Here is a 14,625-nt window from a genome sequence, read left to right as displayed (position 1 = left end):
GCATGGAACTGCCCGTCCAGACGTTCCGGGTGACCCGGGCGGACCTGGTCCGCTACGCCGGCGCCTCGGGGGACTTCAACCCGATCCACTGGAGCGACCGCACCGCCACCGGGGTGGGCCTGCCCGGGGTCATCGCCCACGGCATGTTCACCATGGCGCTGGTCGGTCGCGCGGTCGCCGGCTGGGCCGGCGCGCCGGACGCGGTGGTCGATTTCGGCGTCCGCTTCACTCGGCCGGTGGTCGTGCCGGACACCGACGAGGGCACCGAGATCGAGGTCGCCGCCGTGGTCAAGGACGTCACCGAGGCGGGCCTGACCAGGCTCGACATCACCGCCACCTGTCGGGGCGAGAAGGTGCTGTCGCAGGCCCGGGCGCTGATCCGTACTCCTCGCTGAGGGGCCACCCGACGCGCGAGGGGCAGACCGGTTGGGAAAGTCGCACGACTACCCGTACACTGGTCCGCCGTGGGGCAAGTGACCCCCGCTCGGCACAACGTGTCCGGGTGGAGGTGAGTTGCCGCACAGGGGTGTAGCTCAATTGGCAGAGCAGCGGTCTCCAAAACCGCAGGCTGCAGGTTCAAGTCCTGTCACCCCTGCGCCTCAGGCCTGACCGTTCCCGTGGGTCGTGCCGCCGTTCGCGGCGGCGTCCGGCCCGTGGTGGTGGCACCGGTGGGGTGGTTCCGAGGCGTTCGGGGCCCTCCCGTCCGGTCCGCCGGCCGCGGCCCGTCGCGGGACGGTTGGTCCGGCCGGCGTGACCAACACGCCGCGCACGCCGCCCGGCGTGCGACCCCATACCCGCACGGAGGGCGAAGTGGCCGAGAAGAAGCGGCGCGGCGAGGACGACGGCGACGAGCGTCTGAACGACGACGCGACCGTCGACGGCGTGGCCGACGACGACGTGGCCGACGATGCCGCCGACGCGGACGAGCCGGTCTCCCGGGGCGGCACCGCCACCCGCAAGCGGGCCCAGGCCGAGCCGGCCGAGGGCCGGAAGACCCGCAAGGACACCGAGCGGATCGGGCTGTTCGCCCGCATCGCGCGGTTCTTCCGCGAGGTCGTGGCCGAGCTGCGTAAGGTCATCTGGCCGACCCGCAAGGAGCTGCTGACCTACACGGCCGTGGTGGTCACCTTCGTGGCGGTGATGCTGGCGATCGTGGCCGGCCTGGACTACGGCTTCGCCAAGGCGGTGCTGTGGGTCTTCGGCAACCCCAGCTGACCTGCGCACAGTAATACTGACGGAAGTGAGCGAGCGTGCCTGAGTACGACGAGACCGCCGAGACCCCGGACGAGCAGTCCGCGGTGGCGACGGCGGCCAACAACGAGTCGGTCGAGGCCGCCAGCGAGCCGGAGTTCCCGACCACCGAGCCGGCCCCGGACGAGGATTTCGACCCGGTCGCCGAGCTGCGCCAGAAGCTGCGCTACGCGCCCGGTGACTGGTACGTGGTGCACTCGTACGCCGGCTACGAGAACAAGGTCAAGACCAACCTCGAGACCCGGATCACGTCCCTCGACATGGAGGACTACATCTACCAGGTCGAGGTGCCGACCCGGGAAGAGGTCGAGGTCAAGAACGGCAAGCGGTCGCAGGTCCAGGCGAAGGTCTTCCCGGGCTACATCCTGGTCCGGATGGAGCTGACCGCGGAGTCCTACTCCTGCGTCCGGAACACCCCGGGGGTCACCGGCTTCGTCGGCGCCACCGACCGGGCCGACCGGCCGGCGCCGCTGAGTCTCGACGAGGTGCTCAAGTGGCTCGCCCCGGCGGTCGAGACCGAGCAGAAGAAGGCCAAGCCCGAGATCAAGGTCCTCGACTTCGAGGTCGGCGACTCGGTCACCGTCACCGACGGCGCGTTCGCGTCGCTGCCGGCGACGATCAGCGAGATCAACGCCGACCAGCAGAAGCTCAAGGTGCTGGTGTCGATCTTCGGTCGGGAGACCCCGGTCGAGCTGAACTTCAACCAGGTCGCCAAGATCTGACGGACGTCCGCACCGGCGGTCGGCCTTCCCGGGCCGGCCGCCGGTGTGCCGTTCCACCGCTCGCCGACCTCGGCGGCGAACCCGGTAGCGGGTTGCGCTACCCTTGAACGTCGGCCGTCCGCACCGCGCTGACCGTGCGCGCCCGCGGGCGGCGGAGAATCCCAGTTTCAAGCCCCAGGAAGAGACATGCCTCCGAAGAAGAAGCTCGTCAAGACGTTCACGCTTCAGCTGCCGGCGGGCCAGGCCACCCCGGCGCCGCCGGTCGGCCCCGCGCTCGGCCAGCACGGCGTGAACATCATGGAGTTCTGCAAGTCCTACAACGCGCAGACCGAGTCCCAGCGTGGCGACGTCGTCCCCGCCGAGATCAGCGTCTACGAGGACCGCACCTTCACCTTCGTGCTGAAGACCCCGCCCGCCGCCCGGCTGCTGATCAAGGCCGCCGGCGTGCAGAAGGGCTCGGGCGTCCCGCACAAGGAGAAGGTCGGCTCGGTCACCCGCGCCCAGCTGCGCGAGATCGCCGAGAAGAAGATGGCGGACCTCAACGCCAACGACATCGAGCAGGCCGAGAAGATCATCGCCGGCACCGCCCGGTCGATGGGCCTGACCGTCGCCGACTGATCTCGTCGTACCCGCTCCACCCGATCCGTTCGTGGGAGGGCCGCGAGTCCCGCGCGCCCGCCAGAGACCACAGGAGTCACCAGAAATGCAGCGCAGCAAGAGCTACCGCAAGGCCGCCGAGGTCATCGACCGGTCGAAGCTGTACGCCCCCGCCGAGGCCGTGAAGCTGGCCAAGGAGAACACCAACGTCAAGTTCGACGCCACGGTCGAGGTCGCGATGCGCCTCGGCGTCGACCCCCGCAAGGCGGACCAGATGGTCCGCGGCACGGTCAACCTGCCGCACGGCACCGGTAAGACCGCCCGCGTGATCGTCTTCGCCGCCGGCGCGAAGGCCGAGGAGGCCGCCGCGGCGGGTGCGGACGAGGTGGGCACCGACGAGCTGGTCGCCCGCATCCAGGGCGGTTGGCTGGACTTCGACGCGGCGATCGCCACGCCGGACCAGATGGCCAAGATCGGCCGGATCGCGCGGATCCTGGGCCCGCGCGGTCTCATGCCGAACCCGAAGACCGGCACCGTGACCATGGACGTCACCAAGGCGGTCGCGGACATCAAGGGCGGTAAGATCACCTTCCGGGTGGACAAGCACTCGAACCTGCACCTGATCATCGGCAAGGCATCCTTTTCGGAGAACCAGCTGATCGACAACTACGCCGCGGTGCTGGACGAGGTCCTCCGGGCCAAGCCGTCCGCGGCCAAGGGCACGTACCTCAAGAAGGTCACGCTGACCACCACCATGGGCCCGGGCGTCCCGGTCGACCCGAAGCTGATCAAGAACCTGCAGGAGGGCTCGGCCGAGGGCTGAGCACGCACCTCCCGGACGGGGCCCCGCCACCACCACGTGGCGGGGCCCCGTCCGTCTGTCCGTTGTGGCAGGCTCGGCGCATGCGGCTCGACGGCGTCTGGCTCCGGTACCACCGGCACGGCCCCTGGGTGCTGCGACAGGTCGACGCGACGATCGGTCCGGGCGAGGTCGCGGTCGTGCTCGGCCGCAACGGCGCGGGCAAGTCCACCCTGCTCCAGCTCGCCGCCGGGGTGCTGCGGCCGAGCCGGGGCCGGGTCGTCGACCGGCCGGCGACCGTCGGCTGGGTGCCGGAGCGCTTCCCCGCCGACCAGCCGTTCACCGTCGGGGACTACCTGGCCGCCATGGGCCGCGTCGCCGGCCTGCCCGGTGCCGCCGCCGACCGGGCGGTGCGCCACTGGGTGGAGCGGCTGGGCCTGACCCGCTTCTCCGACGTGCGCCTGCCGCAGCTCTCCAAGGGCACCGCGCAGAAGGTCGGCCTGGCCCAGGCGTTGCTGCGCCCGCCCGGCCTGCTGGTGCTCGACGAGCCCTGGGAGGGGCTCGACGCCGCCGCCCGCGAGCTGGTCCCCGAGATGATCGGCGAGGTGCTGGCCGGCGGCGGCGCGGTGCTGGTCAGCGACCACCGGGGCGAGACGGTCCGACTGCCCGGCGCCCGCCGCTGGTCGGTCACCGACGGCACGCTGGCCGAGGAGGCGTCGTCCGAGAGCTCGGCCGTCGCGGTGGTCGAGCTGGCGGTGCCGGCCGCGGGGCTCGCCGTCGCCGTCGCCCGCCTGCGCGCCGACGGCCACCAGATCCTTCGGGTACGCGAACCTGCCGTCCCGCCCGCCGCCGGGTCACCGGCACCGGCTCCCGCCGGCGGGCCGGGCGTCGAGGCCCCCGGCGAGTCACCGGCACCGGGCCGGTCCGGCGCGTCGACGGTCGACGCCGATGCCGGACCACCGGTCCGGTCCGGCGTATCGGTGGTCGGGGCCGATGGCGGGTCACCGGCCCGCTCCGGCGCGTCGGCGGTCGCGGCCGATGGCGGGTCACCGGCCCTTCCCGGTGCGTCGGCGGTCGAGTCCGATGGCGGGTCACCGGATGTCCCCGGCGCGCCGGGCGTCGAGGCCGGGGCCGGGTCGGAGACGCCGCAGGCCGGTGCCGTCCGTTCCGGCGTGACGTCGGAGGTGACCCGGTGATCGCCCTGGTCCGGCTGCGGCTGGTCGGCTTCGTGCGTACCGGACGGGCGCTCGCGCCGGTGCTGGCCGGTCTGCTCGCCCTGGGCATTCTCTACGGCGGCGGTGGCGCGGGCCGACCGGCGGAGGTCTACGGCGTCTCCGCGGTGGTGATCTTCCCGGTGCTGGCCTGGCAGACCAAGATCCTGCTGGACGTCGAACCCGACGTGCAGCGCCGGTTGGCCCGGGTCGTGGTCGGGCCGGCCCGGGAACGGGCGGCCGGGTTGCTCGCGGCGCTCGTGGCCGGGCTCGCCGTGGTGCTTGTCGCCCTGGCGATGCCGTGGCCGCTCGGCGCGGTGTCGCTGGCGGGCGGGCCGGCGGGCCGGCCGGCGCTCGTCGGGGTGGCGCTCGGCGTCTGGGCGCACCTGCTCGCGCTGCCGGCGGCGGTGGCGCTCGGCGCGCTGGCCAGCCGGCCGATCACCCGCAGTGCCGGCTACGGGGCGGCGGTGCTGGCGGTCGGCGTGGTCGGGGTGGTGGTGTGCGGGTTGTCCGACTCGGTGGTGCCGTGGCTGGTCCCGCCGGTGATGGCGACCGCGCGGGCGGTCACCGCGCCGGTGACGCCCGGCGCGGGGCTGCTGCTCACCGGCTGGGCGGCGCTGTGGGTGGCGGTGGCGCTGGCCGGCTATGCCTGGGGGCGGCGCACCCGGGCCTGACCGCCGGGTGACCCGGAGCACTCCGGGGCGATTTGGCGCTCTGCCGCACGTCGCGTAACCTGAACCGGTAGTTCCACCCAAAGACCGCTGGTCACCGTGCCCCGGCACGGTCGAAGGTCCCGCGACGACGGGCGACCCGCGCAGGGCGGCAAGCGAAACTCGGTGTCAGGCACGGTCCGCCGACTGTGTTCCATGATCCCGGCCCTCGCCCCGTGCGCCCCGCGCCGGGGCTTTTTCGTTGTCGTGGTGCCTCCGCCGCCGTCGCGACGTCCCGTCGCCGGCGTGCCAGCTCCGAGTAACGAGAGAGGAGGGACATGGCGGACAAGCCGATCCGGGCCGACAAGGCCACGGCCGTCGCCGAGCTGACCGAGAACTTCCGCACCTCGGGAGCCACCGTGCTCACCGAGTACCGCGGGCTCACGGTCTCGCAGCTCACCCAGCTGCGGCGCGCGCTCGGCAAGGAGACCAGCTACACGGTCGCGAAGAACACGCTGGCCAAGCGTGCCGCGACCGATGCGGGCATCTCCGGCCTCGACGAGCTGTTCACCGGTCCTACCGCGCTGACTTTCGTTTCGGGCGACGTCGTCGAGGCGGCGAAGGGGCTTCGCGACTTCGCGAAGGCCAACCCGAAGCTCGTCATCAAGGGCGGTGTCTTCGAGGGCAGGGCCATTTCCGCGGCCGAGGTCACGAAGCTCGCCGACCTGGAGTCCCGCGAGGTGCTGCTGGCCAAGCTGGCCGGCGCCATGAAGGGCAACCTGAGCAAGGCCGCGGCCCTGTTCCAGGCGCCGCTCTCCAAGGCCGCCCGCGCGGCGGCCGCCCTGGCGGACAAGAAGCGCGAGCAGGAGGGCGCCGAGGCGGCCTGAGGCCGCACGGCGCACCACATTCTTAGTTTTCACTTGTAGAAAGGACGCCAGACATGGCGAAGCTCAGCACCGACGAGCTGCTCGACGCGTTCAAGGAGATGACGCTGATCGAGCTCTCCGAGTTCGTGAAGCAGTTCGAGGAGACCTTCGAGGTCACCGCCGCCGCTCCGGTCGCGGTTGCCGCTGCCGGCGGTGCCGGTGGCGCTGCCGCCGCCCCGGCCGAGGAGGAGAAGGACGAGTTCGACGTCATCCTCGACGCCGACGGTGGCAAGAAGATCCAGGTCATCAAGGTCGTGCGTGAGCTGACCGGCCTGGGCCTCAAGGAGGCCAAGGACCTGGTCGAGGCCGCTCCGAAGGCCGTCCTGGAGAAGGCCAACAAGGAGACCGCCGAGAAGGCCAAGGCCAAGCTCGAGGGCGAGGGCGCCAAGGTCACCCTCAAGTGACAGTGGTCTGACCTGACGCGCGTCCGGCTCACGTGAGCCGGGGCACACCGTGTCGCAGCGGGCGGTGATCCGGGAGACCGGGTCACCGCCCGCTGTCGTGGTGTCACCCGCTGGAAGCGCCGTGAGCAGGGCGTACAGGTTCCTCGTACCGGCCTCTCAGCGATGTGGAGCCGGTAGCCCGTCGGTGGGAAAGACACTCTGAGCGGTAACCGGCCCTTGACGCGGCACCGGCCGGCAGGCACGCTGGCATCAGCAAGACCTTCCGCGCTTGCAACGGCCGCCACTCGGGTAAGGGCAACGGCAGCACCAACGCCGCGGCTCCCGAGCGGACCGGCAGGAGCGTCGCGTTCCGAGCGGCCCGGTGGACCCGGTTTTTCGAGGTCCCAGGGCTTGTTCCGCGACGACCTGCGGGGTGGGCTGGACAGCGGTTAGCCTCTCGGCTACACTGCTAGTTTGCGCTGCCTTCCGACTTGACCCCTGCTCGGAAATGTCCGATTGCGGATATTTCTGGTGGGGTCATTGGAGTGCACGCGTACCAGCCGTTCTGCAGCACCGGTCCTCGGAAGGACGCATCTTGGCAGCTTCCCGCCCTGCGAAGACCAGTCGTACGTCGAGCGCTTTCGCACCCCGCCGAGTTTCATTCGGCCGGATCACCGAACACCTCGAGGTCCCCAACCTCCTTGCCATTCAGAACGAGTCCTTCGACTGGCTCGTCGGCAACGAGGCTTGGCAGGGCCGGTCGGCGGACGACCCGCACGCACGCTCGGGTCTCGCGGAGATCCTCGACGAGATCAGTCCCATTGAGGACTTCTCCGGCACCATGTCGCTCTCCTTCTCCGCTCCGCGCTTCGACGAGGTCAAGGCCTCGATCGAGGAGTGCAAGGAGAAGGACCTGACCTACTGCGCGCCACTGTTCGTGACCGCGGAGTTCACCAACAACACCACCGGCGAGATCAAGAGCCAGACGGTGTTCATGGGTGACTTCCCGATGATGACGCCGAAGGGCACCTTCATCATCAACGGCACCGAGCGCGTCGTGGTCAGCCAGCTCGTCCGCTCGCCGGGCGTCTACTTCGACAAGCAGCCGGACAAGACCTCCGACCGCGACCTCTCCAGCGTCAAGGTCATCCCGAGCCGGGGTGCCTGGCTGGAGTTCGACATCGACAAGCGCGACACGGTCGGCGTACGCATCGACCGCAAGCGTCGGCAGGCCGTCACCGTCCTGCTCAAGGCCATCGGGTGGTCCGCGGAGCGCATCCGCGAGAAGTTCGGCTGGTCCGAGCTGATGATGACCACGCTCGAGAAGGACCACATCGCCGGCCAGGACGAGGCGCTGCTCGACATCTACCGGAAGCTCCGCCCTGGCGAGCCGCCGACCCGTGAGAACGCCCAGACCCTGCTCGACAACCTCTTCTTCAACCCGAAGCGGTACGACGTCGCCAAGGTCGGGCGCTACAAGTTCAACAAGAAGCTCGAAGTCGACGTGCCGATGAACACCGGCACGCTGACCGAGGACGACATCGTCGCCACCGTGGAGTACCTCTGCCGGCTGCACGCCGGTGAGGAGGGCTACGAGGCCGACGACATCGACCACTTCGGCAACCGTCGCCTGCGTACCGTGGGCGAGCTGATCCAGAACCAGGTCCGGGTGGGTCTCTCCCGGATGGAGCGGGTCGTCCGCGAGCGGATGACCACCCAGGACGTCGAGGCGATCACGCCGCAGACCCTGATCAACATCCGCCCGGTGGTGGCGGCGATCAAGGAGTTCTTCGGCACGTCGCAGCTGTCCCAGTTCATGGACCAGACCAACCCGCTGGCGGGTCTGACCCACCGGCGCCGGCTGAGCGCGCTCGGCCCGGGTGGTCTGTCCCGGGAGCGGGCCGGCTTCGAGGTCCGGGACGTGCACCCGTCCCACTACGGCCGGATGTGCCCGATCGAGACGCCGGAAGGCCCGAACATCGGCCTGATCGGCGCGCTCTCCACGTTCGCCCGGGTCAACCCGTTCGGCTTCATCGAGACGCCGTACCGGAAGGTCATCGACGGTCGGGTCACCGACCAGATCGACTACCTGACCGCGGACGAGGAGGACCGGTTCGTCAAGGCGCAGGCCAACGCCCCGCTGAAGTCGGACGGCACGTTCGCCGAGGACCGGGTGCTGTGTCGTCGTAAGGGTGGCGAGACCGAGGACGTGGTCCCCAGCGCCGTCGACTACATGGACGTCTCGCCGCGGCAGATGACCTCGGTCGCCACCGCGATGATCCCGTTCCTGGAGCACGACGACGCCAACCGCGCGCTCATGGGCGCGAACATGCAGCGTCAGGCGGTGCCGCTGGTCAAGGCCGAGGCCCCGCTGGTCGGCACCGGCATGGAGTACCGCGCGGCCGTGGACGCCGGCGACGTGGTCGTCGCCGAGGTCGGCGGTGTGGTCGAGGACCTGTGCGCGGACTACATCACCGTGCACCAGGACGACGGCCACCGCCGGACGTACCTGCTGCACAAGTTCCGCCGCTCCAACGCCGGCTCCTGCGTCAACCAGAAGCCGGTCGTCTTCGAGGGCGACCGCGTCGAGGCCGGTCAGGTCGTCGCCGACGGTCCGTGCACCGACGAGGGCGAGATGGCGCTCGGGCGCAACCTGCTCGTGGCGTTCATGTGCTGGGAGGGCCACAACTACGAGGACGCGATCATCCTGTCGCAGCGCCTCGTGCAGCAGGACGTGCTCACCTCGATCCACATCGAGGAGCACGAGGTCGACGCCCGGGACACCAAGCTCGGCCCGGAGGAGATCACCCGCGACATCCCGAACGTCAGCGAGGAGATGCTCGCCGACCTCGACGAGCGCGGCATCATCCGGATCGGCGCCGAGGTCGTCCCCGGCGACATCCTGGTCGGCAAGGTCACGCCGAAGGGCGAGACCGAGCTGACCCCGGAGGAGCGGCTGCTCCGCGCGATCTTCGGTGAGAAGGCGCGCGAGGTCCGGGACACCTCGCTGAAGGTGCCGCACGGCGAGACCGGCACGGTCATCGGTGTGCGTACCTTCTCCCGCGAGGACGGCGACGAGCTGCCCCCGGGCGTGAACGAGCTGGTGCGGGTCTACGTGGCCCAGAAGCGCAAGATCCAGGACGGTGACAAGCTCGCGGGCCGCCACGGCAACAAGGGCGTCATCTCCAAGATCCTGCCGGTCGAGGACATGCCGTTCCTGGAGGACGGCACCCCGGTCGACATCGTGCTGAACCCGCTCGGTGTGCCGTCCCGGATGAACATCGGCCAGGTCCTGGAGACCCACCTCGGGTGGGTGGCCAAGACCGGCTGGAGTGTGGACGGCGACGACGCGGAGTGGAAGCGCCAGCTCAAGTCGATCAATGCGCACGAGTCCGAGCCGGACACCAACGTGGCCACCCCGGTCTTCGACGGTGCCCGCGAGGAGGAGATCTCCGGCCTGCTGGCGTCGACCCTGCCCAACCGGGACGGCAAGCAGCTCATCGGGCGCACCGGCAAGGCGCAGCTGTTCGACGGTCGTTCCGGCGAGCCGCTGCCCGACCCGATCGCGGTCGGCTACGTCTACATCCTGAAGCTCAACCACCTGGTCGACGACAAGATCCATGCCCGGTCGACCGGCCCGTACTCGATGATCACGCAGCAGCCGCTGGGTGGTAAGGCGCAGTTCGGTGGCCAGCGCTTCGGTGAGATGGAGTGCTGGGCCATGCAGGCGTACGGCGCCGCCTACGCCCTGCAGGAGCTGCTGACCATCAAGTCCGACGACGTCCTCGGCCGGGTCAAGGTCTACGAGGCGATCGTCAAGGGCGAGAACATTCCCGAGCCGGGCATCCCGGAGTCGTTCAAGGTGCTGCTCAAGGAGCTGCAGTCGCTGTGCCTCAACGTCGAGGTGCTCTCCAGCGACGGTGTGGCCCTGGAGATGCGCGAGACCGACGACGAGGTGTTCCGGGCCGCGGAGGAGCTGGGCATCGACCTGTCCCGGCGCGAGCCGAGCTCGGTCGAAGAGGTCTGAGGCGGTGATTCGGGGGCCGGCTCGCCGGCCCCCGATCCCGCCCGTTAGCTAGCAGTACAGACGACGACATAGGGGACACAGTGCTCGACGTCAACTTCTTCGACGAGCTGCGCATCGGTCTCGCCACCGCCGACGACATCCGTCAGTGGTCCCACGGCGAGGTCAAGAAGCCCGAGACCATCAACTACCGCACCCTCAAGCCGGAGAAGGACGGGCTCTTCTGCGAGAAGATCTTCGGTCCGCAGCGGGACTGGGAGTGCTACTGCGGTAAGTACAAGCGGGTCCGCTTCAAGGGCATCATCTGCGAGCGCTGCGGCGTCGAGGTGACCCGCTCCAAGGTTCGCCGGGAGCGGATGGGTCACATCGAGCTGGCCGCTCCGGTGACCCACATCTGGTACTTCAAGGGCGTGCCGAGCCGGCTGGGCTACCTGCTGGACCTCGCCCCGAAGGACCTCGAAAAGATCATCTACTTCGCCTCGTACGTCGTGACGAGCGTGGACGCCGAGTCGCGTCACCGTGACCTCTCGACCATCGAGAACGAGATCCTGGCCGAGAAGCGGCAGTCGGAGAACAGCCGCGACTCGGAGATCGAGAAGCGGGCCGCCAAGCTGGAGGCCGACCTGGCCGAGCTGGAGGCCGAGGGCGCGAAGGCGGACGTCCGGCGCAAGGTCAAGGAGGGCGGAGAGCGCGAGATGCGCCAGATCCGCGACCGGGCCCAGCGCGAGATCGACCGCCTCGACGAGGTCCTCGACACCTTCCGCAAGCTGGAGCCGAAGCAGCTCGTCACCGACGAGCTGCTCTACCGCGAGCTGCGCGACCGCTTCGGTGAGTACTTCACCGGCAGCATGGGCGCCGAGGCCATCAAGGCGCTGGTCCAGAACATGGACCTCACCGCCGAGGCGGAGAACCTGCGCGAGACCATCCGCTCCGGCAAGGGCCAGCGGAAGATCCGGGCGCTCAAGCGGCTGAAGGTCGTCGCGGCGTTCCAGAACACCCGGAACTCCCCGCTCGGCATGGTGCTGGACTGCGTCCCGGTCATCCCGCCGGACCTGCGCCCGATGGTGCAGCTCGACGGTGGCCGCTTCGCGACCTCCGACCTGAACGACCTCTACCGCCGGGTGATCAACCGGAACAACCGCCTCAAGCGACTGATCGACCTCGGCGCGCCCGAGATCATCGTCAACAACGAGAAGCGGATGCTCCAGGAGGCCGTCGACGCGCTGTTCGACAACGGCCGTCGTGGTCGCCCGGTCACCGGCCCGGGTAACCGGCCGCTGAAGTCGCTCTCCGACATGCTCAAGGGCAAGCAGGGCCGGTTCCGCCAGAACCTGCTGGGCAAGCGCGTCGACTACTCCGGCCGTTCGGTCATCGTGGTCGGCCCGAAGCTCAAGCTGCACCAGTGCGGCCTGCCCAAGCAGATGGCGCTGGAGCTGTTCAAGCCGTTCGTGATGAAGCGGCTGGTCGACCTCAACCACGCGCAGAACATCAAGTCCGCCAAGCGGATGGTCGAGCGGCAGCGGCCGGTCGTGTGGGACGTGCTGGAAGAGGTCATCGGCGAGCACCCGGTGCTGCTGAACCGCGCGCCGACCCTGCACCGCCTGGGCATCCAGGCCTTCGAGCCGCAGCTGGTCGAGGGCAAGGCCATCCAGATCCACCCGCTGGTCTGCACCGCGTTCAACGCCGATTTCGACGGTGACCAGATGGCGGTCCACGTGCCGCTGTCCGCCGAGGCCCAGGCCGAGGCGCGGATCCTGATGCTGTCGTCGAACAACATCCTCAAGCCGGCCGACGGCAAGCCCGTCACCATGCCCACCCAGGACATGGTGATCGGCCTCTACCACCTCACCCACCTCACCCCGGGTGGCACGGGCGAGGGCCGGGCGTTCAGCTCGGACGCCGAGGCGCGGATGGCGTACGACAACGGCGAGCTGCACCTGCAGACCCCGGTCAAGATCCGACTGCACGACGTGGTCGGCGTCGACAACGGCGCCGGCGCCGAGCCGTGGACCGCGCCCGAGGGCTGGGTCGAGGGCGAGCCGGTGACGGTGGAGACCACGCTGGGCCGGGTCCTGTTCAACGAGACGCTGCCCCCGGGCTACCGCTTCGTGAACTACGAGATCCGCAAGGGCCAGCTCTCCGCGATCGTCAACGACCTCGCCGAGCGCTTCCCGAAGGTGGCCCTGGCGGCCACCCTGGACGGGCTCAAGGAGGCCGGTTTCCACTGGGCCACCTGGTCCGGCGTCACCATCGGCATGGAGGACGTCATCGCTCCGCCGCGCAAGCGGGAGATCCTGGAGCGGTACGAGAAGGAAGCCGACCGGATCGACAAGCAGTACCAGCGTGGTCTGATGACCGCCGAGGAGCGCCGCGGCGAGCTGATCGAGATCTGGACCAAGGCGACCAACGAGGTCGCCAAGGAGATGGACACCGCGCTGCCGCAGGAGAACCCGCTGTGGAAGATGATCAACTCGGGTGCCCGCGGTAACCTGCTCCAGCTCCGGCAGATCGCGGCGATCCGTGGTCTGGTGGCCAACCCGAAGGGTGAGATCATCCCGCGGCCGATCAAGGCCTCGTACCGGGAGGGTCTGTCCGTGCTGGAGTACTTCATCTCCACGCACGGTGCCCGTAAGGGCCTCGCGGACACCGCCCTGCGTACCGCCGACTCGGGTTACCTGACCCGGCGTCTGGTGGACGTCTCGCAGGACGTCATCATCCGCGAGGAGGACTGCGGCACCGACCGGGCCATCCCGATGCAGATCGGCGAGCGGGTCGACGGCAAGCTGGTCGTGCACGAGCACGCCGAGACCAGCGTGCACGCCCGGACGCTGGCCGACGACATCAAGGGGCCGGACGGCACCGTGGTGGCCCACCGCGGCCAGGACATCAACTCGATCGGCGTCGACGCGATCGTCGCCGCCGGCGTGGAGACGGTGCGGGTGCGCAGCGTGCTCACCTGCGAGTCGAAGCTGGGCGTCTGCGGTGCGTGCTACGGCCGCTCGCTGCCGACCGGCAAGACCGTGGACGTCGGCGAGGCGGTCGGCATCATCGCCGCCCAGTCGATCGGTGAGCCGGGTACGCAGCTGACGATGCGTACCTTCCACACCGGTGGTGTCGCGGGTGAGGACATCACCCAGGGTCTGCCCCGTGTCCAGGAGATCTTCGAGGCCCGGGTGCCGAAGGGTAAGGCGCCCATCGCCGACACCCCCGGCCGCATCCGGATCGAGGACGGCGAGCGGTCCCGCAAGATCGTGGTCATCCCGGACGACGGCAGCGACGAGATCGTCTACGACAAGATCTCGAAGCGGGTCCGGCTCCGGGCGCACGACGGCGACCACGTCGAGGTCGGCGAGAAGCTCACCGAGGGCACCATCGACCCGCACGAGCTGCTGCGCATCCTCGGCCCGCGCGCGGTCCAGGTCCACCTGACCCAGGAGGTCCAGGAGGTCTACCGCTCGCAGGGTGTGCTCATCCACGACAAGCACATCGAGATCATCATCCGCCAGATGCTCAAGCGGGTGACGGTCATCGACTCCGGCTCGACCGAGTTCCTGCCGGGCGTGCTCGTCGACCGGGCGCTGTTCGAGTCGGAGAACCGCCGGCTCGTCGGCGAGGGTGGCGAGCCCGCCGCCGGTCGCCCGGTGCTGATGGGTATCACCAAGGCCTCGCTGGCCACGGATTCCTGGCTGTCGGCGGCCTCCTTCCAGGAGACCACCCGGGTGCTGACGGACGCGGCGATCCACGCCCGCAGCGACTCGCTGATCGGCCTCAAGGAGAACGTGATCATCGGTAAGCTCATCCCGGCCGGTACCGGCATCAGCAAGTACCGCAACGTCCGGGTCGAGCCGACCGAGGAGGCGAAGGCCAAGGTCTACTCGATGACCGGCTACCCGGAGACCGACTACGGCTTCGGGCCGGCCAGCGGCCAGGCGGTGCCGCTGGACGACTTCGACTTCGGGTCGTACCGCTAACCCGCACGAACGACGAGGCCCCCGGCACCCGCCGGGGGCCTCGTCGCGTCCGGGGCCCGGTCGCGCCCGGAGCGGAGGCATGATGGAGGGC

11 protein-coding genes and 1 tRNA gene are annotated in these 14,625 nt (G+C 69.8%); all 12 read left to right on the top strand.

The genetic code is table 11. From position 1 onward, the window contains the following. Positions 1-2 precede the first annotated feature (2 nt). The 12 genes from AB0B02_RS08150 to AB0B02_RS08095 all read left to right on the top strand — a co-directional run bounded on the left by AB0B02_RS08150 (position 3) and on the right by AB0B02_RS08095 (position 14,534). The gene (locus tag AB0B02_RS08150) at positions 3-395 is read left to right on the top strand and encodes a MaoC family dehydratase (protein ID WP_357298078.1); all 393 of its coding nucleotides are present in this window, start codon (positions 3-5) and stop codon (positions 393-395) included. A 127-nt stretch (positions 396-522) separates the two neighbouring features. Next, positions 523-595, top strand: a tRNA-Trp gene (locus tag AB0B02_RS08145). A gap of 215 nt (positions 596-810) precedes the next feature. Continuing rightward, entirely contained in the window at positions 811-1,215 is a 405-nt protein-coding gene (secE, locus tag AB0B02_RS08140) for a preprotein translocase subunit SecE (protein ID WP_107157494.1), read from the top strand. Between the two features lie 35 nt (positions 1,216-1,250). Then, a complete protein-coding gene (nusG, locus tag AB0B02_RS08135) occupies positions 1,251-1,973 on the top strand; it encodes a transcription termination/antitermination protein NusG (protein ID WP_281938128.1) in 723 nt (240 codons plus the stop codon). A 186-nt stretch (positions 1,974-2,159) separates the two neighbouring features. After that, positions 2,160-2,591, top strand: a complete 432-nt coding sequence (gene rplK, locus AB0B02_RS08130; RefSeq protein WP_107157429.1) for a 50S ribosomal protein L11 — start codon at positions 2,160-2,162, stop codon at positions 2,589-2,591. A gap of 85 nt (positions 2,592-2,676) precedes the next feature. After that, on the top strand, positions 2,677-3,393 hold the full coding sequence (rplA, locus tag AB0B02_RS08125) for a 50S ribosomal protein L1 (protein ID WP_281938127.1): 717 nt from the start codon (positions 2,677-2,679) through the stop codon (positions 3,391-3,393). 80 nt (positions 3,394-3,473) lie between these two features. Further along, the gene (locus AB0B02_RS08120; protein ID WP_357298070.1) at positions 3,474-4,565 is read left to right on the top strand and encodes an ATP-binding cassette domain-containing protein; all 1,092 of its coding nucleotides are present in this window, start codon (positions 3,474-3,476) and stop codon (positions 4,563-4,565) included. Beyond that, positions 4,562-5,254, top strand: coding sequence for a hypothetical protein (locus AB0B02_RS08115; RefSeq protein ID WP_357298067.1), 693 nt, complete (start codon positions 4,562-4,564; stop codon positions 5,252-5,254). The genes AB0B02_RS08120 and AB0B02_RS08115 overlap by 4 nt, the downstream gene beginning before the upstream one ends. Positions 5,255-5,568: 314 nt before the next feature. After that, positions 5,569-6,117, top strand: coding sequence for a 50S ribosomal protein L10 (gene rplJ, locus AB0B02_RS08110; protein WP_281938123.1), 549 nt, complete (start codon positions 5,569-5,571; stop codon positions 6,115-6,117). Between the two features lie 53 nt (positions 6,118-6,170). Next, positions 6,171-6,560: a 50S ribosomal protein L7/L12 gene (rplL, locus tag AB0B02_RS08105; RefSeq protein ID WP_089155263.1), complete on the top strand. Its 390-nt coding sequence runs from the start codon at positions 6,171-6,173 to the stop codon at positions 6,558-6,560. Positions 6,561-7,134: 574 nt separating this feature from the next. After that, positions 7,135-10,566 carry a DNA-directed RNA polymerase subunit beta gene (locus tag AB0B02_RS08100; protein ID WP_281938121.1) on the top strand — a complete coding sequence of 1,144 codons (3,432 nt, stop codon included), beginning with the start codon at positions 7,135-7,137 and terminating at the stop codon, positions 10,564-10,566. Between the two features lie 80 nt (positions 10,567-10,646). After that, on the top strand, positions 10,647-14,534 hold the full coding sequence (locus AB0B02_RS08095) for a DNA-directed RNA polymerase subunit beta' (RefSeq protein ID WP_281938119.1): 3,888 nt from the start codon (positions 10,647-10,649) through the stop codon (positions 14,532-14,534). Positions 14,535-14,625 lie beyond the last annotated feature (91 nt).

This window comes from Micromonospora sp. NPDC049240 (assembly GCF_040647835.1).
Taxonomy (GTDB): domain Bacteria; phylum Actinomycetota; class Actinomycetes; order Mycobacteriales; family Micromonosporaceae; genus Micromonospora.
Note: the sequence above shows the minus strand (reverse complement) of the source record. Positions and strands in the feature narration are given on the sequence as shown.

What these genes read in the sequence shown, in the direction of transcription:
- AB0B02_RS08150 (WP_357298078.1), top strand. Translation starts at nt 3, where the DNA reads ATGGAACTGCCCGTCCAGACGTTCCGGGTGACCCGGGCGGACCTGGTC.
- rplK (WP_107157429.1), top strand. Translation starts at nt 2,160, where the DNA reads ATGCCTCCGAAGAAGAAGCTCGTCAAGACGTTCACGCTTCAGCTGCCG.
- rplA (WP_281938127.1), top strand. Translation starts at nt 2,677, where the DNA reads ATGCAGCGCAGCAAGAGCTACCGCAAGGCCGCCGAGGTCATCGACCGG.
- AB0B02_RS08120 (WP_357298070.1), top strand. Translation starts at nt 3,474, where the DNA reads ATGCGGCTCGACGGCGTCTGGCTCCGGTACCACCGGCACGGCCCCTGG.
- rplJ (WP_281938123.1), top strand. Translation starts at nt 5,569, where the DNA reads ATGGCGGACAAGCCGATCCGGGCCGACAAGGCCACGGCCGTCGCCGAG.
- rplL (WP_089155263.1), top strand. Translation starts at nt 6,171, where the DNA reads ATGGCGAAGCTCAGCACCGACGAGCTGCTCGACGCGTTCAAGGAGATG.